14 protein-coding genes are annotated in these 17984 nt (G+C 69.2%); 5 read left to right on the top strand and 9 right to left on the bottom strand.

From position 1 onward, the window contains the following. Positions 1–49: 49 nt before the first annotated feature. The gene (locus tag dqs_RS17805; protein ID WP_011767190.1) at positions 50–1090 is read right to left on the bottom strand and encodes a type IV pilus twitching motility protein PilT; all 1041 of its coding nucleotides are present in this window, start codon (positions 1088–1090) and stop codon (positions 50–52) included. A 126-nt stretch (positions 1091–1216) separates the two neighbouring features. Here dqs_RS17805 and dqs_RS17800 point away from each other — a divergent pair, with 126 nt between their 5' ends. The 4 genes from dqs_RS17800 to dqs_RS17785 all read left to right on the top strand — a co-directional run bounded on the left by dqs_RS17800 (position 1217) and on the right by dqs_RS17785 (position 3729). Next, entirely contained in the window at positions 1217–1930 is a 714-nt protein-coding gene (locus dqs_RS17800; RefSeq protein WP_065341295.1) for a YggS family pyridoxal phosphate-dependent enzyme, read from the top strand. Positions 1931–2003: 73 nt separating this feature from the next. Beyond that, positions 2004–2828: a pyrroline-5-carboxylate reductase gene (proC, locus tag dqs_RS17795; protein WP_065341294.1), complete on the top strand. Its 825-nt coding sequence runs from the start codon at positions 2004–2006 to the stop codon at positions 2826–2828. Positions 2829–2846: 18 nt separating this feature from the next. After that, a complete protein-coding gene (locus tag dqs_RS17790) occupies positions 2847–3428 on the top strand; it encodes a YggT family protein (protein WP_011767187.1) in 582 nt (193 codons plus the stop codon). 4 nt (positions 3429–3432) lie between these two features. Next, positions 3433–3729 carry a DUF167 domain-containing protein gene (locus dqs_RS17785; protein ID WP_011767186.1) on the top strand — a complete coding sequence of 99 codons (297 nt, stop codon included), beginning with the start codon at positions 3433–3435 and terminating at the stop codon, positions 3727–3729. Positions 3730–3735: 6 nt separating this feature from the next. On the opposite strand, the gene dqs_RS17780 is transcribed toward dqs_RS17785, so the two are convergent. From dqs_RS17780 to dqs_RS17760, 5 genes are all read right to left on the bottom strand, one after another. After that, positions 3736–5019 (bottom strand): dihydroorotase, encoded by a 1284-nt coding sequence (locus dqs_RS17780; RefSeq protein ID WP_065341293.1) that lies wholly within the window; start codon positions 5017–5019, stop codon positions 3736–3738. A gap of 70 nt (positions 5020–5089) precedes the next feature. Next, on the bottom strand, positions 5090–6049 hold the full coding sequence (locus dqs_RS17775) for an aspartate carbamoyltransferase catalytic subunit (RefSeq protein ID WP_011767184.1): 960 nt from the start codon (positions 6047–6049) through the stop codon (positions 5090–5092). Beyond that, on the bottom strand, positions 6042–6542 hold the full coding sequence (pyrR, locus tag dqs_RS17770; RefSeq protein WP_065341292.1) for a bifunctional pyr operon transcriptional regulator/uracil phosphoribosyltransferase PyrR: 501 nt from the start codon (positions 6540–6542) through the stop codon (positions 6042–6044). The genes dqs_RS17775 and pyrR overlap by 8 nt, the downstream gene beginning before the upstream one ends. Beyond that, positions 6529–6999, bottom strand: coding sequence for a Holliday junction resolvase RuvX (gene ruvX / locus dqs_RS17765; protein WP_065341291.1), 471 nt, complete (start codon positions 6997–6999; stop codon positions 6529–6531). Before ruvX ends, pyrR begins: the two co-directional genes overlap by 14 nt. After that, positions 6992–7558: a YqgE/AlgH family protein gene (locus dqs_RS17760; RefSeq protein ID WP_011767181.1), complete on the bottom strand. Its 567-nt coding sequence runs from the start codon at positions 7556–7558 to the stop codon at positions 6992–6994. Before dqs_RS17760 ends, ruvX begins: the two co-directional genes overlap by 8 nt. A gap of 136 nt (positions 7559–7694) precedes the next feature. Here dqs_RS17760 and dqs_RS17755 point away from each other — a divergent pair, with 136 nt between their 5' ends. Beyond that, positions 7695–9146, top strand: coding sequence for a cryptochrome/photolyase family protein (locus tag dqs_RS17755; RefSeq protein WP_065341290.1), 1452 nt, complete (start codon positions 7695–7697; stop codon positions 9144–9146). A 26-nt stretch (positions 9147–9172) separates the two neighbouring features. Here dqs_RS17755 and dqs_RS17750 read toward each other — a convergent pair whose 3' ends face one another. From dqs_RS17750 to dqs_RS17740, 3 genes are read right to left on the bottom strand one after another with little or no spacing between them, the layout of a single operon-like run. Next, positions 9173–15259 carry a hybrid sensor histidine kinase/response regulator gene (locus tag dqs_RS17750; protein ID WP_065341289.1) on the bottom strand — a complete coding sequence of 2029 codons (6087 nt, stop codon included), beginning with the start codon at positions 15257–15259 and terminating at the stop codon, positions 9173–9175. A gap of 34 nt (positions 15260–15293) precedes the next feature. Further along, positions 15294–17414, bottom strand: a complete 2121-nt coding sequence (locus dqs_RS17745) for a methyl-accepting chemotaxis protein (RefSeq protein ID WP_011767178.1) — start codon at positions 17412–17414, stop codon at positions 15294–15296. Positions 17415–17465: 51 nt separating this feature from the next. Further along, a complete protein-coding gene (locus tag dqs_RS17740) occupies positions 17466–17978 on the bottom strand; it encodes a chemotaxis protein CheW (RefSeq protein WP_065341288.1) in 513 nt (170 codons plus the stop codon). Positions 17979–17984: the final 6 nt, after the last annotated feature.

Genomic DNA, 17984 nt, shown 5'->3' with positions numbered 1-17984 from the left:
GCGGTTGATCTTTAGGGGTGCGGGTCGGGCGGCAGATGCCGGACCGCGCTCAGGCGAAGTTGTCCTTGTTCTGCGCACGCACGCGCGCTTCTGCCGCGGAGACGACGTTGCGGCGGACGAGGTCGGCGAGGCACTGGTCCAGCGTCTGCATGCCCAGATTCTGGCCGGTCTGGATCGCCGAGTACATCTGCGCGATCTTGTTCTCGCGGATCAGGTTACGGATGGCGGGCGAGCCGATCATGATCTCGTGGGCGGCCACGCGACCGCTGCCGTCCTTGGTCTTCAGCAGGGTCTGCGAGATGACAGCGCGCAGCGACTCGGAAAGCATCGAGCGCACCATGTCCTTTTCCGCGGCCGGGAACACGTCGACGATACGGTCGATGGTCTTGGCGGCCGACGAGGTGTGCAGGGTGCCGAACACCAGGTGGCCGGTTTCGGCCGCGGTGAGCGCGAGACGGATGGTTTCGAGGTCGCGCATTTCGCCAACCAGGATCACGTCCGGATCTTCGCGCAGGGAAGCGCGCAGCGCGTTGTTGAACGACTGGGTGTCGCGGTGCACCTCGCGCTGGTTGATCAGGCAGCGCTTGGATTCATGGACGAATTCGATCGGGTCCTCGACCGTGAGGATGTGGCCGTATTCGTTCTCGTTGATGTAGTCCACCATCGCCGCGAGCGTGGTTGATTTGCCCGAGCCCGTCGGCCCGGTGACCAGCACGATGCCGCGCGGCTGGTTCGCGATGTCCTTGAAGATCTTCGGGCAGTTCAGTTCTTCGAGCGTCAGCACCTTGGACGGAATGGTCCGGAACACGGCGCCGGCGCCACGGTTCTGGTTGAACGCGTTGACCCGGAAGCGGGCCAGATTGGGCACCGCGAACGAGAAGTCGCACTCCCAGCTTTCCTCGAACTGCTTGCGCTGGCCGTCGTTCATGATGTCGTACACCATGGCGTGCACGTCCTTGTGCTCCATGGGCGGCAGATTGATGCGGCGCACGTCGCCGTGCACCCGGATCATGGGCGGCAGCCCGGCGGAGAGATGCAGGTCGGAAGCCTTGTTCTTGACCGCGAAGGCGAGCAGTTCGGTGATGTCCATGGAGTTCGATCGTGAAGGCAGCGGGGAGGGCTGAGGCGGTGGGAGCAGGGCGCGCCGGGGCGGGCGTGCAGGGGGCCGGTGCTATACTTTCGGCGCAATGCTCCAAGGGACTGAGGCTCCGGCAATATGACATCAATCTCCGCCAACTTGCAAGCCGTGAGCGAGCGCATCCGTGACGCAGCGCGCGCTGCCGGACGCGACCCCGCAGCGGTGCGTCTGCTGGCGGTGAGCAAGACCTGGCCCGCGCAATCGGTGCGCGAAGCCGCCGCCGCCGGACAGCGCGCCTTTGGCGAAAACTACGTGCAGGAGGCGCTTGCCAAGCTGGCCGAAGTGGACGACCCGGCGCTGGAGTGGCACTTCATCGGCCCCCTGCAAAGCAACAAGACCCGCGCCGTCGCGCAGCACTTCGCGTGGGTGCACAGCATCGACCGGCCCAAGCTGGCCGAACGCCTTTCCGCCCAGCGCGACGTCCATCTGCCGCCACTCAATGTCTGCCTTCAGGTCAATGTCAGCGGCGAGGACAGCAAGAGCGGAGTCGCGCCCGACGAGGTGCTGCCCCTGGCGCGCGCGGTGGCGGCACTGCCGCGCCTGGCGCTGCGCGGCCTGATGTGCATTCCCGAACCGACCGACGACGTCACCCTTCAACGGCGCCGTTTCGCCACGCTGCGCGGCCTGCGCGACACCTTGGCCGCCGAGGGCATCGTGCTCGACACCCTTTCGATGGGCATGTCGCACGATCTGGAAGCCGCGGTGGCGGAAGGGGCTACGCTCGTGCGCGTCGGCACCGCGATCTTCGGCGCGCGCCCGCGGTCCGAGTCGGCAGCCGTGGCGGGCGGTTGAGTCCGGCGGTCCGGCGTGGCCCGGCGCGCGTCCTGTCAATAATCAGTTCATCTCATCTGGCGGTGGAACCGACATGAAAATTACCTTCCTCGGCGGCGGCAACATGGCTGCAGCCCTGATCGGTGGTCTGGTGGAACGCGGCTTTGCGGCCGCAGATCTGTGCGCGATCGACCTCGATGGCGCAACCCGCGAGCGCCTCGCCGCACGTTTCGGCGTTCGCACCGCAGATGCGGCGGACGACGCCGCGCTCGCATGCGACGTGCTGGTGCTGGCGGTGAAGCCGCAGCAGATGAAGGCGGCGCTGGCACCGATCGCGGGGCGCCTGTCCGCACAACTGGTGGTCAGTATCGCTGCCGGTCTGCGCGTTGCCGACCTCGGGCGCTGGCTTGGTGAGGCGGGCAAGCCCTATGCGCGGATCGTGCGCTGCATGCCCAACACCCCGGCGCTGATCGGCGCTGGCGTCACCGGTCTGTACGCGGGTACGGCGGTGGATGCGGCGGGACGCGAGGCGGCCGAACGGGTGCTCGCCGCGGTCGGCAGCACCGTATGGGTGCAGGACGAAGCACAGATCGACGCGGTTACCGCGGTTTCCGGCAGCGGTCCGGCCTACGTCTTCCATTTCATCGAGGCGCTGGAGGCGGCCGGGCGTGCGCTCGGCTTCGACGAGGCGATTGCGCGCAAGCTCGCGCTCGACACGACCCTGGGCGCCGCGCGCCTCGCGGCCGGTTCGGACGAGGCGCCGGCGGTGCTGCGCGAGCGCGTGACATCCAAAGGCGGTACCACCGCCGCCGCGCTTGCCAGTCTTGCGACCGCTGGCTGGCATGACGCGCTGGGTGTTGCGGTGGCTGCCGCCGCTGCGCGCGGACGCGAACTGGGCGACGAGTTGGGCCGGGATTGAGCCGCCGGGACCGAACCGATGCTGACCAACATCTTCCTGCTGATCCTCGACACCGCTGTCGGCTTTCTCACGCTGATGCTGCTCGCGCGCTTCTTCATGCAGTGGCAGCGGGTGTCGTTCCGCAACCAGATCGGGCAGTTCGTCGTCCGCACCACCGACTGGATCGTGCGCCCGCTGCGGCGCTTCGTCCCGGGGCTGTTCGGTCTCGACATGGCCAGCCTGCTGCCGGCGTGGGCGCTGCAGACGCTGTTCGTGTTCATCGAACTGACGATCCGCGACGTGCCCTTCGGTGCCAACCCCGGCGCCGTGCTGCTCGGCTTGTGGGGCCTGGGGCTGGTCGAGCTGCTGCGCATGATCACCTACCTGATCTTTGCGGTGGTGCTGGTGTCCGCCGTGATGTCCTGGGTGGCGCCGCATTCGCCCGCTGCGCCGGTGTTCAACGCGCTGGCGGCGCCGTTCCTGCGTCCGTTCCGCCGCGTCGTTCCGGCGATCGCCAACGTCGATCTGTCGCCGCTGGTGCTGTTGCTGGTGCTGCAGATCGTGCTGATGGTGCTGGCCGGCCTGCGCGGCGGCTTCATGCCCCTGTTGTTCGGCGGCTGAAGCGGTGGCGGACTGGGTGCGCGAAGCGGCCGATGGCAGCCTCACGCTGACGCTGCACATCCAGCCCGGCGCGCGCCAGACGGGCTTCGCCGGACTGCATGGTGAGGCGATGAAGATCCGCCTCGCCGCGCCGCCGGTCGATGGCAAGGCCAATGCGGCGCTGTGCGCCTTTCTCGCCGACTTCTGCGAGGTGCCGAAATCGGCGGTGACCCTCGTCAGTGGCGAGACCTCGCGCGCGAAGCGGGTCAGGGTGGAAACGAAAACGCCCGGACTGGCCGGGCGTCTGCGTGCGCTGGGCTGAGGCGGCTCAGTCGGCGCGCGCGAACATCACCTGGCCTTCGACCAGCGTGTAGCGCACCTGCCCCGGGAGTTCGAGCCCGAGGAAGGGCGTGTTCTTGCCCTGGCTGCGCAGGCCTTCGCGGCTGATCTTCACGTAGGCGGCGGGATCGAACACGCAGATGTCGGCGCGCGCGCCCACGCCCAGATGTCCGGCCTTGGTGATGCCGACGATGCGCGCCGCATCGGTCGTGATGCGGCCCAGCGCCAGCGGCAGCGGCACCCCCGCCTCCTGCGCCCATTTCAGCGTCAGCGGCAGCAGCAGTTCCAGCCCGGTGGCGCCGGCCTCGGATTCGCTGAACGGCGTCAGCTTGCCGTCGTCGTCCACCGGCGTGTGGTCCGAACACAGCGCGTTGATGCGGCCGTCCGCCAGGCCGCGGCACAGCGCCTCGCGATCGCGCTGGCTGCGCAGCGGCGGGACCAGATGACAGTTGGCGTTGAAGTAGCCGATGTCGGTGTCGCACAGATGCAGGTGGTTGATCGACACGTCGCAGGTCACGTCCATGCCGTCGGCGCGGGCCTGTTCGATCAGCGCGAGGCCGGCCGCGCTCGATAGGCGGGTGATGTGCAGGCGCGCACCCGTCATGCCCGCCAGCTGCAGGTAGGTGTAGAGCGCCACCGTCTCCGCGGCGACCGGGACGCCCGGCAGGCCGATGCGGCTGGCGAATTCGCCGTCGTGGGCGTAGCCGCCACGCGCGAGGAAGGGCGCGATCGGCTGCAGCCAGACGCGAAACCCGAAGGTGGCGGCGTACTGCATCGCCCGCATCAGCACCGCATTGTCCACGATGGGCACGTTGGCCTGGCTGAAGGCGACGCAGCCGGCTTCGACCAGTTCCGCCATTTCCGACAGGCGTTCGCCCTTCAGCCCGATGGTGAGCGCGCCGACCGGGTACACGTGGGCGCGGTTCAGTTTCTTGGCGCGGTAGCACAGCATTTCGACCAGGCCGGGCTCGTCCAGCGCGGGGTCGGTGTCGGGCGGAATGGCGAGGCTGGTGACGCCGCCCGCCATCGCCGCGTCCATCTCGGATTCCAGCGTGGCGCGGTATTCGAAGCCCGGCTCGCGCAGGCGCGCGGCGAGGTCGATCAGGCCGGGGGCAACCACCAGGCCGCTGGCGTCGATGACGCGGTCGGCCTGGAAGCCCTCGGGAGCACGGCCGAGGCCGGCCACGCGCCCGCCGACGATGTACACGTCCTGCTGCGCGTCGATGTTGTTGGCCGGGTCGATCAGCCGGCCGTTGGTGATCTGAATCTTCATCCGTGATTCCTTGTGAGTGCGCGTGCCCGCCGCCCTGCGCAGACGGCCGGCCTGTGCCCGCGAGGCGCGATCAGTGGCTGCCGAGCATGCTCATCACCGCCATGCGGACGGCGATGCCGAAGGTGACCTGCGGCAGGATCACTGCCTGCGTGCCGTCGGCCACCGCGGAGTCGATCTCCACACCGCGGTTCATCGGCCCCGGGTGCATGACAATGGCGTCGGGTTTGGCGAGCGCGAGCTTTTCGGCGGTGAGGCCCCAGATCTTGTAGTACTCCTGCGGCGTGGGCAGCAGCGCGCCGTTCATGCGTTCGTTCTGCAGCCGCAGCATCATCACCACGTCAACGTCCTTCAGGCCCTCGCGCATGTCGTGGAAGACGCGCACGCCCATGCGCTCGACCTCGGTGGGGAGCAGGGTCTTGGGGCCGATCACACGCACTTCGGGCACGCCCAGCGTGGTCAGCGCGGCGATCTGCGAGCGCGCGACGCGGGAATGCAGCACGTCGCCGACGATCGCCACCACCAGGTTGGTGAAGTCGCCCTTGTAGTGGCGGATGGTGTACATGTCCAGCAGGCCCTGCGTGGGGTGCGCATGGCGGCCGTCGCCGGCATTGACCACGCGGATGTGGTCGCGCCCGGTCGCGAGCAGGTGCTGCGCGATCAGGAAAGGCGCGCCGCTGGCGGCGTGGCGCACCACGAACATGTCGGCCTGCATCGCCGACAGGTTATCGACCGTGTCGAGCAGGCTTTCGCCCTTGTTCGACGAGCTGGTGGCGATGTTGAGGTTCACCACGTCGGCCGAAAGCCGCTTGGCCGCGATCTCGAAGGTGGTGCGGGTGCGCGTGGAGTTCTCGAAGAACAGGTTGAACACGCTCTTGCCGCGCAGCAGCGGCAGCTTCTTCACCTCGCGCTCGGCGACCTCGGTGAAGGGCGCAGCGGTGTCGAGGATGGCGGTAATGATCTGGCGCGGCAGTCCGTCCAGCGTCAGCAGGTGTTGCAGTTCGCCGTGTTCGTTGAGCTGGGGATTACGCATCGATCAGCCTCAGGTCGAGAGCGCCTTCGGGCGAGCGCTCGAGTTGCAGGTTCTGCGAGGCGGGCAGCGCTTCGGGCAGGGTGTGGGCGCAGTAGCGCGCCGCGACCGGCAGCTCGCGCCCGCCGCGGTCGACCAGCACCGCGAGATCGACGCGCGCCGGGCGCCCGAAGTCGAACAGTTCGTTGAGCGCGGCCCGCGTGGTGCGGCCGGTGTAGAGCACGTCGTCCACCAGGATCACCGGCCGCCCTTCCACCGAGAACGCGATTTCGGTGCGCTGCGGCTGCGGGTGCAGGCCGCGCGCGGAGTAGTCGTCGCGGTAGAAGGACACGTCGATGGCGCCCAGCGGCTGACTGATTCCGAGTTCGGCGTGCAGCCGCTCGGCCAGCCACAGGCCGCCGGTGTGGATGCCGACCATCGCGGTGTCGGCAGTGAGCTGCGGGCGGATCTGGTCGGCGAGCTGCCGTACCAGCGCCTCGGCGTCAGGCAGGTGCATGGGCGTTAAGGTCCAGGAAGTGTTGCAGGATGAGTTGCGCCGCCACCGCGTCGAGTACCGGCTTGCGCGCTTGCCAGCCGCTCAGTCCCGCGTCGTGCAGCTGGCGTTCCGCGGCCGCGGAACTCAGTCTTTCGTCCACCAGATGCACCGGGATGCCGAAGCGGCCGTGCAACTGGTTGGCGAACCGGCGGCAGCGCGGCGCGAGTTCGTGTTCGCGGCCATCGAGATGGCCCGGCAGCCCGACGACCAGCGCAACCGGCTTCCATTCGTCCAGCAGGCGGGCGATGACCGCGAAGCGCGCCGCGTTGGCTTCTTCGTGCACCGTAAGCAGCGGGTTGGCGTGACGTGTTTCCAGTTCGCCCACCGCAACGCCGATGCGGGCGAGACCGAAGTCGAACGCGAGAAGGGTGCCGCGCGCCGGCAGTCCGGCGGCCGAAGCCGCCGCGGCTTCAGGCATGCCCGGCGACCTCGCTGAGCTTGGCGAAGTCGACGCCGAGTTTCTGCATGGCCGCGACGAGGCGCTCCTCCGGCGGCAGGTCGAAGATGATGCCGAGGTCGGCGGGGACGGTGAGCCAGGCGTTCTGCGCCAGTTCGTCCTCGAGCTGACCTGCGGTCCACCCGGCGTAGCCCAGGCTGATCAGCACTTCCTGCGGTTCGCCGCTGCTGCCGATGGACTGCAGGATGTCGCGGCTGCTGGTAAGCGCGATGTCGTCGTTGACCCGCAGCGTGGAGTGCCAGTCGCCCGCCGGGCGGTGCAGCACGAAGCCGCGGTCGGTCTGGACCGGCCCGCCGAAATACACCGGCTGGCCGGCAAAGCCGTCGGCTTCCAGCGGCAGTTCCACGCGCTCGAACAGGGTTTCCAGTGTCATGTCCAGCGGGCGGTTGATGATCAGCCCGAGGGCGCCCTGATCGCTGTGTTCGGCGATGTAGGTCAGGGTGCGCGCGAAATGGGGATCGGCCATGTTCGGCATGGCGATCAGGAAGTGATGCGTGAGGTTGGCCGATCCGGTATCCATGGCTGCATTTTACGCGCTGATGCGCCGCCCCGCGAGGCCGCTTTGTCCGCCACGGCCGTTCCGGCCGGTGTCTGCGGCGTGCGTTCTGCCGCTGGGCGATAATCCGCTCCCGTCCCTACCGATCACGCAGTGCCTCATGACCGTTGCCCTTGTCTGGTTTCGCCGCGACCTCCGCTGCGTCGACCACGCCGCGCTGTATCACGCCCTGCGCGAACATGAGCGCGTCTATTGCGCGTTCGTGTTCGACACGGACATTCTCGATGCGCTGCCGACGCGGGCCGACCGGCGGGTCGAGTTCATTCACGCCGCGGTGGTCGAGCTTGACCGCGCGCTCGAGGCCCTGTCGCGCGAAGCCGGCGGCAGTGGTAGCGGGCTGATCGTGCGCCACGGCCGCGCGCAGGAGGCGATCCCGGCGCTCGCGCAGGCGCTCGGCGTGGATGCCGTATACGTGAACCGTGATTACGAGCCGGCCGCCATCGCCCGCGACCGCGCCGTGGCGGAGCGCCTGGCCGAACACGGCCGCACGCTGCGGGACTTCAAGGACCAGGTCATCTTCGACCGCGACGAGGTGCTGACCCAAGCGGGCCAGCCCTTCAGCGTGTTCACGCCGTACAAGAACGCCTGGCTGCGCAAGCTCGATCCGTTCTACCTGCAGGCCTATCCGATTGCGCCCCGTGCGCGCCGGCTGGCGCCGAAGCCCGCAGGGGAGGGGGTGCCGGCGCTGGGCAGGATCGGCTTCGAACCCACGGATCTTCGCGGGCTGGCGCTGCCCACCGGGGCAAGCGGTGCGCGCGCGCTGTTCGGGGATTTCTGCGGCCGCCTCGAAGACTACCGCATCGCGCGCGACTTCCCGGCGGTGAAAGGCGTGTCCTACCTGTCGACGCACCTGCGCTTCGGCACGATCCCGGTGCGTGAACTGGCGGCCTACGCGGTCCACCAGGGCGGTGCCGGTGCGCAGACCTGGCTGTCGGAGCTGATCTGGCGCGACTTCTATCAGATGATCCTGTGGCACCACCCGCGGGTCGTCGATCAGACCTTCAGGCCGGAGTTTGACCGCGTACGCTGGGATGATGCGCCGGCGCTGTTCGATGCCTGGCGCGAGGGCCGCACCGGCTACCCGATCGTCGATGCCGGCATGCGCCAGCTGCTGCGCAGCGGCTACATGCACAACCGCCTGCGCATGATCGTCGCGTCCTTCCTGACCAAGGATCTGGGTGTGGACTGGCGGTTGGGCGAGCGGCATTTCGCCGCCCATCTCAACGACTACGACCTTGCAGCCAACAACGGAGGCTGGCAGTGGGCCGCGTCCACCGGCTGCGATGCCCAGCCCTATTTCCGCATCTTCAATCCGGTGACGCAGTCGCAGAAGTTCGATCCGGAGGGGCGCTTCATCCGCCGCTACGTGCCGGAACTGGCGCGGGTGCCCGACCGCCACATCCACGCCCCGTGGCAGATGGATGCCGCCACCCAGTCCCGCGCTGGCGTACAGATCGGGCGCGATTATCCGGCGCCGGTTGTCGACCACGCCCTGGCCCGCGAGCGCACGCTGGCGCGCTTCGCGGTGACCAAGGGGGGTGAGGCGAGCTGAGCGGCCGAGGGGCGACCCCCGGCCGCTCAGGCGTGCGCGGCTGCGGCGGTGTAGCCCGCGATCAGCGCAAGCAGCTCCTCTTCCTGGTAAGGCTTGCCTAGGTAGTGGTTGGCACCCACTTCCTGCGCGTAGCTGCGGTGTTTGTCCGCCAGCCGCGAGGTGATCATGATCACCGGCACGCCGTGGGTACGGGCATCGGCGCGGATGTTGCGGACCAGATCGAAACCGTCCATGCGCGGCATCTCGATGTCCGACAGCACGACGTCTGGAATCGTGTCGATCAGCTTTTCCAGCGCATCCACGCCATCCTTCGCGGTGATCACGCGATAACCCTCGCGTTCGAGCAGGCGGCCGGTGATCTTGCGCACGGTCAGCGAATCGTCGACCACCATCACCGTGGGAACACGTGCCGGCGCGGGCGCCGCAGCAGTCCCCGGCGGCAGCGCCGCCGTGTCGGGGTGGCCCAGCTGGCGGCTGGCCAGCGCCACCGGGTTCAGGATCAGCACGATCTCGCCGTCGCCCAGCACGGTGGCGCCGGACATGCCGATGATGCGGGCGAGCTGCGGCCCCGCGTTCTTGACCACGATTTCCTGGTTGCCGCGCAGTTCGTCCACGTGCAGGGCCAGCGTCTGCGCACCGGCGCGCAGCAGCAGGATCCAGTTGTAGCGCTGCACCACCGGCTGCGTGACGCCGTCGCCCAGTAGCCGGGGCAGGTAGCTGTAGTCGTAGCGCTGACCCAGCCATTCGCTCCCGCCGTCGGTGATCAGGCGGCCGAGCGCGTCCGGCTTGAGTTCCATGACCTGCGCGACCATGCTCGACGGAATCGCGTAGGTGCGTCCCCCGGCGCGCACCAGCAGCGCCTGGGTTACCGCAAGCGTAAGCGGCAGGTAGATGCGGAATAGCGCGCCCTTGCCGCGTTCGCTGCTGACGTCGATGCGTCCGCCCACCGCGGCCGTTTCCGCTTTCACCACGTCCATGCCGACGCCGCGGCCGGCGACGGCTGAAACGGCGCCCGCGGTGGAGAAGCCGGGGACGAAGATGAGGTTGGTCAGGCGCCGCTCGTCGGGCGCCTCGTCGGCGCCGAGCAGCCCGCTCTCGCGTGCCCGTTGCGCGATGCGGCCGAAGTCCAGGCCGGCGCCGTCGTCGGCCAGTTCGATCGCGATTTCGTTGCCTTCCTGGCTTACGGTCAGCGTGATCTGGCCGAGGTCGGGCTTGCCCGCGGCGCGGCGCGCCTCGGGTGTCTCGATGCCGTGAGCGAGCGAGTTGCGCAGCAGGTGCTCCAGCGGCGCCACCATGTGCTCCAGCACCCCGCGATCGACCTCGATGCGGCCGCCGCGGATGTCGAGGTTGGCACGCTTGCCGAGATCCTTGGCTCCTTGCCGCACAACGCGGTACAGGCGGTCGGCGAGACTGTCGAACGGGAGCATGCGCACCCGCATCAGCGCCTGCTGCAACTCGCGTGACAACCGCGCCTGCCCGTGCAGCGCGATGTCGGCGCCGTCGAGGTTCTTCAGCAGGTTCTGCTGCACGGTGGTGACGTCGTTGACGCTCTCCGCCATCATCCGGGTGAGTTCCTGCAGCCGGGTGTAGCGGTCCATTTCCAGCGGGTCGAAGCTCGCGTGGCGGGTTTCGGCGTGCGCGATGCGCGACTGCATCTGCACTTCGGCCTGGATTTCGACCTCGCGCAGTTGATTGCGCAGGCGGATGACGTTCTCGGTGAGGTCGAGCAGCGAGCGCCGCAGCGTGCGCAGCTCGCCCTCGATACGGGTGCGGGCGATGCCGATTTCGCCGGCCTCGTTCACGAAGCGATCCACCAGATCGGCGCGCACCCGCAGCGTCGCGGAGGTGGCCGCGCCTTCGCTCTCCGCGGCCGTCTCGGCGGCCTCGGGGCCGCCGGCAGCACTTGCTGCGGGCGCCGCCGGCACCTCGACGCGGCCGCCGCTCGCGATCGCGTCGATCATCTGCTCGGCGTGGTCGACCCCGTTGGCCAGCTCTTCCAGCAGGGTCTCGGCCGGGTCCTGGCCGCCCTTCAGCGTGGCTTCGAGACGGGATTCGAGCAGATGGACGTGCTCGCCCAGCGTCATCGCGCCGGTCATGCGCGCGCTGCCCTTGAGGGTGTGCAGCAGGCGTGCGGTGGCCTTCGCCGGTTCGGCCGCGGCGGGGTCGGCTTGCCAGCTACGCAGCGTGGCGTGCAACTGGCTGACGAGTTCGGCCGCTTCCTCGAGGAAGATCGGCAGCAACTGTGCGTCCACGTCGTCGTGGACCGGAGGCGGCGCAGAGGGCGGTTCGGCCGCCAGCGGGGGCAGCGAGGGCAGTTCGGGTTCCGGCGCGGTTTCCGGCTGGGCGCTCAGTTCGACGCGACGGCCGATCTGTTCCAGTTGCTCGACCATCTCCGGCACGGGCAAGGGCATGCGCCGCAGCGTCACCTCCGCGAGCATCGCCTCCAGCGTATCGACCACGCTGCCAAACAAGGCCACCTCGTCTTCGGCGGGGCGCTGACCGAGGTCGGCGAGCCGTTCGAGCGCGTGTTCGAGTGCGCGCGCCAGCACATGGAGCGGGCTGAGCCGTGCGGTACCCGAAATCCCCGCCAGCGTATGCGCGGCGCGCACCGCCGTTTCCGGCGGCAGCAGCGTTGGGTTGGCGGCCAGGCGTGCAAGCTCGCCATGGAGGACGCCGATGTGGTGGCGCGCCTCTGCAAGGTAGAGGTCGAACAGCGGGCGGGAAATGTCGACGTCGCCGATGCGGACCTGGTCGGCCGGGTTGAGCGCCGGCATGGCTGTCTCGTAGACCGGCGCGGGGGCTGGCGGCGGAGGCGCTTCATCGGTCAGCTCGGCGCCCGCGTCGGGCAGGGCAGGGGGTTCCGCTGGCGCGGCGCCCGCTGCTGCGGCTGGCTCGTCCTCCTGGGGCGATGGCGGTGCTAGCGGCGGAATGATGCCAGCATCTGCGAGTTCGCCTGCGTCGGCCTCCGCCGCGGCTTCGGCGGGCGTCGCGTCGAAGGCGGGCAGCAGCGCCGAAGCGGTCGCGTCGTCGAGATCGGGGATCTCGAGCGCAAGGTCCTCCAGCTCGACTTCCTCGATGGCTGCCGCGGCGGCGACCTCCGCCGGCTCCGGCAGTAGTGCTTCGGGGGGCGAGGGCTCGGCTTCCAGGGCGACCGGCTCCGGCAGCAGCAGTTCGTCCTGCGGCGGCAGCGCGGTGGCGCCCGGGAGTTCGTCCACTCCGCCCGCCAAGGGGGTCAGTTCCGGCTCGGGCAGCAGCAGTTCATCCAGCGAGAATTCCGCATCCAGTTCGAGGAGCGGCTCCGCAGCCGGCGGCTCGAGCGCTGCTTCGTCGCGCGCGGGTTCTTCCAGCGCAGGCTCTTCCAGTGCGGGCGCGGAGGGCGCTTCCTCGGCCGTCAGCGGCGTCTCGAAACCGGCGGTCAGCGTCAGCTCTTCCACCTCGACGGCGGGAGGCGGCGCCTCGGTTGCGGCGTCGTCGGGTGCGATGAGTGCCTGGAAATCGAGCGTGGTGCCGGTGACCACGTCGATCTCGTCCTCGAGGTGGTCGAGGCGGCCGTCGAGCAGCGTGTCTTCGGCGTGGAACGCCGGCGTCGTCTCGCGTGGTGCCTCAAAGGGCAGGATTTCGCCGTTGTCGGCGAGGGCGAGATCGGGGAATTCGAGCGCCGTTTCGAGCGAGATTTCTTCGATGGACGGCGCGGAGGGCGCGTCGGCGGGCTGCGACACCGCGGCGGCGGGTTCGGTCACGGGTTCGCCGCTTTCGCGCAGGCGGGCGGCTTCTGCCAGCAGGGCGGTAGCGTCGCGGCCGAGGGGGCCACCGCTTTCCAGTTGGCGGACCCAGTCGGCAAAGAGGTTGCGGCCGGCGTCGATCAGGTGATGCAGCGCCGGGGTCGGCGGCCATTCGAGCTGCAGCCAGCGGTTGAGCGTCTGCTCCAGACCCCAGGCGGCTTCGCCCAGCTCGCGCAGGCCGACCATGCGCCCGCTGCCCTTGAGCGTGTGGAAGCCGCGGCGGATTGCGGTGAGGTTGTCGCGCTCGGTGGGCGCAGTGCGGGACAGTTCGAGATGCTCGCCGATGGTGTCGAGCACCTCGTGGGCTTCCTCGATGAAGATACCCAGCAACTCCGCGTCGATCTCCGCTTCGCTGGCTTCTTCGATGAGTTTGCGCGTTTCGGCCGGCGGGGGCGGAATCGGCACCGCCTCGGGTGTCGTCGCTTCGAAGGCTTCGGCCGTTGCTGCGGGCTCGGCGGCGGGCACCGGTTTCGTCGCCGCTTCCACAACCGGTTCAATCGGCGGGGCGACCGGCACCACCGGGGCTTCCACAACGTCCGCAGCGGGTGTGACGGGCGCCTCGGGCGCCGGAGGAGGCGCTTCGCCGGCCGCTTGCACCGGCGCTTCCGCAGCGCGCGGCGTTTCGGGAACGGCGGGCGCGGCTTCGATTTCAGCGGGCTGCTCGGCGGCGCTCTCGGGGGCGAGGAAGGACTGCAGGCTGCGGCGGCCGCGCTGCAGCGATTCCACGAAGAAACCCAGCGCGGAGAGCTTGTGCGCCAGATCCTGGAATTCCGCCGGGTCGGTTTCGATGGTCTCGTCGGCGAAGCGCGCGATCGTGGCGCCGGCTTCGTGCACCAGCGCGATCGCCTCGTCTTCGCCCAGCAGGGAGAGCAAGCCTTCGAGCTGCTGCAGCGGGGCGGCGAGCTGCTGCAGGGGCGCGCGCTTGGACTGGTCGCGGAAGAAGTCGTCCAGCGCCTGCTCGATATGGGCGAGGCTGCCGAGAATCTCGCGCGAGAGCTGGCCCAGCGCTTCCTTTTCCTGATTGCGGCGGGCCGCGTCGAGCGCGGCACTGGCGTCCGCACCGCTCAAGGTTTCGCCGCGTGCAAGCGCCGAGAGCCGGGCAAGCGCGTTGTCTACCTGCGCGGCGAAGCCGCCATCGGTGGTGCCGCGTTCGAGCGCGGCGTCGGCCAGCAGCAGCGCGGTTGCGAATTCGAGCGCGACCGTGTCGGAAAATCGCAGCGGGTCCTTGCGCAGCCATTGCGCGAAGCTGCTCATGCCGGCGAGCAGGCGGTCGAACGCGGGGTGGCCCAGTTGATGGGCGGGGCCGCGCAATTCGGTCAGGCCGCTGTCGAAGCGGGGCAGCGCGGCCGCGGTGCCGGCGCTGAATTCGTCCCACAGTTCGCGCAACGCGGCGAAACGGCTGCGTAGCTCCTGGCGCAGCGGTGCCAGCGGCGTTTCGCTGATCTCGGTACCGGGCGCGGGGAACAGCGCCTCCAGTTGCCACAGTGCTTTGACCGCGCGCTGGTGTTCGGTGGTGGCCGGCATGGTGGCGATGCGGTAGAGCAGGTCGCGCATCAGCCGGTCCGGCACGACGGTGTTGCCCGCCATCAGGCGCCGCATCTGGGCGTCGAGCTGGGTGCATTGCCGCTTGATGGTGGGATCGACCGGCACGCTGCCGGCGGCGAGCCCGTCGAAGAACGCGATGCTGGCCCACCACAGGGCGCGCGCGGGAGCGCTGGTCTGCAAGGCTTCGATGCCGCTCACCGCTTCGCGCATCGCCTGCGCGCCGCCCGGGTTCTGCGGCGCCTTCAGCCATTCCAGCAGGCCGCGCTCGAAGCGCGCGCGCAGTGCACGGAGCTGGGGCTGTACGTCGAGCCCGATCGCGGGTTCGACGCTGCGCCGCGGCGGGCGCACGGAAAGATCGGGGTAGAAGAGATCGGCGGCGGAGGCGCCGGTGTCGCCGCGCGCCGCGGCGAGTTCGGCATACAGGCGCGCCAGCCGCAGTGGCTGGTCAGGCACCCCGTGCGCGAGTTCTTCCAGATAGTTGCCGAGCGCGGCCAGCGCACGTTTGCACAGCGCCAGCGTATCTGCGCCGAGCGCGCATTCGCCACGCCCCATCGCGCCCAGTAACTGGCCCAGCCCGTCGGCAAACTGGGTGAGGCCGTCGAGGCCGACGATGGACAGCGCCCCGCGGGCCTGGTGCAGATGGGTCTGGGCGAAGGCGAGGCGCGAGGCGTCGTTGTCGGCGCGGGCCGCTTCGTCGAGCGCGGCGGCGGCGCGGCCGAGGGCCGCGTCGATCTCGCTCTTGACCCAGGTGAGCGGACCGAGGTCCGCTTCGGTGGCGTGCGTCATGGCGGCTTTCCTAACTGCTGGTGCGACGGTGGTTTCAGACCTTGAAGCCGGAAACGGAACCCTTCAGTTCGACCGCGAGGTCGGCGAGCTGGCCGATGGAGACCGCGGTCTGCTTGGTGCCGAGCGTGGTCTGTTCGGTAATCGCGAGAATGTCCTTCATCGTGCCGGCCACGCGCACGGCGGTGGAAGCCTGCTGCTGCGTATCGTTCGAAATCTGCTCGATGAGGCGGGCGGTTTCCATCGACACCTCGCCGATCTCGGCCAGCGCCTTGCCGGCGGCATCGGACAGCTGGGCGCCCTCGACCACGTCGCGGGTGGCGTTTTCCATTGCGCCGACGGCGTCCTGGGTGTCGGTCTGAATCGTCTTCACGATCGCCGCGATCTGCTTGGTTGCTTCGGCGGAACGCTCCGCCAGCCGCTGCACTTCTTCCGCAACCACCGTGAAGCCGCGGCCGGCTTCGCCCGCCGAGGCAGCCTGGATGGCGGCGTTGAGCGCGAGCACGTTGGTCTGCTCGGTAATGTCCGAGATCAGTTCCACGATTTCGCCGATCTCCTGCGACGATTCGCCGAGGCGCTTGATGCGCTTGGAGGTCTCCTGGATCTTCTCGCGGATCTCGTTCATGCCCTTGATGGTGTTCTCCACCGCATCCGCCCCCTTGCGCGCCGAATCGAGCGAGCGACGCGCGACCTGCGCGGACTGCAGGGCGCGCTCGGAGGATTCCGCCATCGACTGCGCCATCCGCTCGACGGTGTCGCCGGCTTCCTCGATTTCGCGGGTCTGGCGCTCGGTGGCGCCGAGCAGTTCGTTCGAGGTCTTCTGCGCGGACTGCGTGGCCGCGGTCACCCGCACCGCGGCGTCGTTGATGCGGCGGACCAGCACCGAGAGTTCTTCGATGGTGTAGTTCACCGAGTCGGCGATCGCACCGGTGATGTCTTCGGTCACCGTGGCGCGGATCGTGAGGTCACCGTCCGCGAGGTCGCCCATCTCGTTCATCAGCCGCAGGATGGCCTGCTGGGTCAGGTTGCGTTCGTTCTCGGCGGCCTGGCGCTGGGTTTCGGATTCGGTACGGCGCGAGGCAAGGTCGTCGCTGTAGATCTTGGCCATTTTCGCCAGCACGCCCAGTCCGGCGAGCGCAGTCAGGGCGATCAGCGCGGACAACGGGTTGAAGCCGCGCGAACTGCTGTTGAGCGCGTCGGCAAGTTCGCCGGTGCGGGCGAGCAAGGGCGTGGCGTCGCGGAAGATGCGCGCGCCGGCCTGCTTGGCCTGCACCAGCAGCTGGATGTTGCCCAGCATGTTGGTGACGGCGGTCATCGTCCCCTGGGCCGCTTCCTCCAGCGCGGCGACGCGGTTGCGCAGGTCGGCGTCGCCGGACATGCGGCCGAGCAGTTCGATCTGCTCGCGGAAGGTGTTGGTGTCCTTGCCGAGCACGAACGCGGTTTCCGGGTCGATGGCGTCGGCGACCAGCAGCGCATTGGCGTTCTTGGCGATGCGCTGGGTCAGCATCACCGCGTGGTTGGCGGTGGCGATCTCGCGCGCCGGCGCACCGGCCTGGAGCTTGAGGGAGGCAATCTGCTCGGTGAGGTCGAGCAGGTTGGCGTTGCCGGCATTGATCGCGTCGACTGCCGCGTCGAGGGTGATCAGGTTCTTTTCCTGGGCCAGCAGTTGTTCCGTGTCCTTGGCCGACTTGCTCCAGGTTTCGGCCAGCGCATCGAGCTGGGCGCGGCTGCTGTCGGGAATGGACGGCACGCCCACGCCGTCGATGTCGCCGCCCTGGTCGAGCGCCTGCAGCAGGCTGGTGAAGCGCGCGCTACCGCTGCGCAGTTCGGCGAAGGACGCCGGGCTGCCTTGCAGCGCAAGCTGCGCCGACTTGGCGATCTGCTGCGACAGCATCTGCATTTCGCCGGCGGCCGCCACGTAGGTGGTGGCGTGTGCAGACTGGCGGCCCTGATAGATGACGAGGCCCGCGGTGACGGCAACGAGTCCGGCGAAGAGGGCGCCGAGAACCTTGATCTGGTCACCGACCGGGCGGTTGGAGCGCGGCTTGGCCGCTTTGCCTTTCCGCGGAGGGGTGCCAGGCGCTTCCATGATGGTGGTGTCGGAGACAAGGTCGTCCGCAGCCAGCATTTTCTTGCCGAAGGTGAGCTTGAAAGCCATAACGCGTGCTCCGCCGCAAATGGATGTGAGTGTTTGGAGTCCGGCCGGCACTCAGTCGAGCCCGGCGTCGAGGAAGCCCGGATGGGCAAGCAGTGCCGGCACGTCGAGGCGCAGCCACAGCCGGTTCTGCAGGTCGCGCAGGCGGGCCTTGACCCACGGCCGCTCGTCGCTGGCGCGATCGTCCGGCTCGAAGTCTTCCTGGCTGCGCAGCCCGGCCGTGCGGTTGACCAGCAGCGCGCAATGGACGCCGTGGCGCGCGCCCACCAGCAGCAGACGCGACTGGCCGCCGGGGGCGGTCAGCGCGCCCTGGTGGAAGGCGGATAGGTCCACCACGCCGTACAGCGTGCCGCGCACGTTGGCGAGGCCGCGATACCAGGGGCGGGTGAGTGGAACCGTGGACAGGGGCGGCGGCGGCAGCACCTCGCCGGATTCGGCAAGGTCGATCAGCCAGTTCTCCTCGCCCGCCTGGATGCCCAGCAGGCCGCGGCGCTCGCCGGTGCGGGCCTCGGAGAGGCGGCGCACCAGGTTCTCCTGGAATTCGCGCAGGCTGATCCGCTTCGACATGTCGTG

This window comes from Azoarcus olearius, assembly GCF_001682385.1.
Lineage (GTDB): Bacteria > Pseudomonadota > Gammaproteobacteria > Burkholderiales > Rhodocyclaceae > Azoarcus > Azoarcus olearius.
This window is presented reverse-complemented; position numbering and strand designations above follow the sequence as displayed.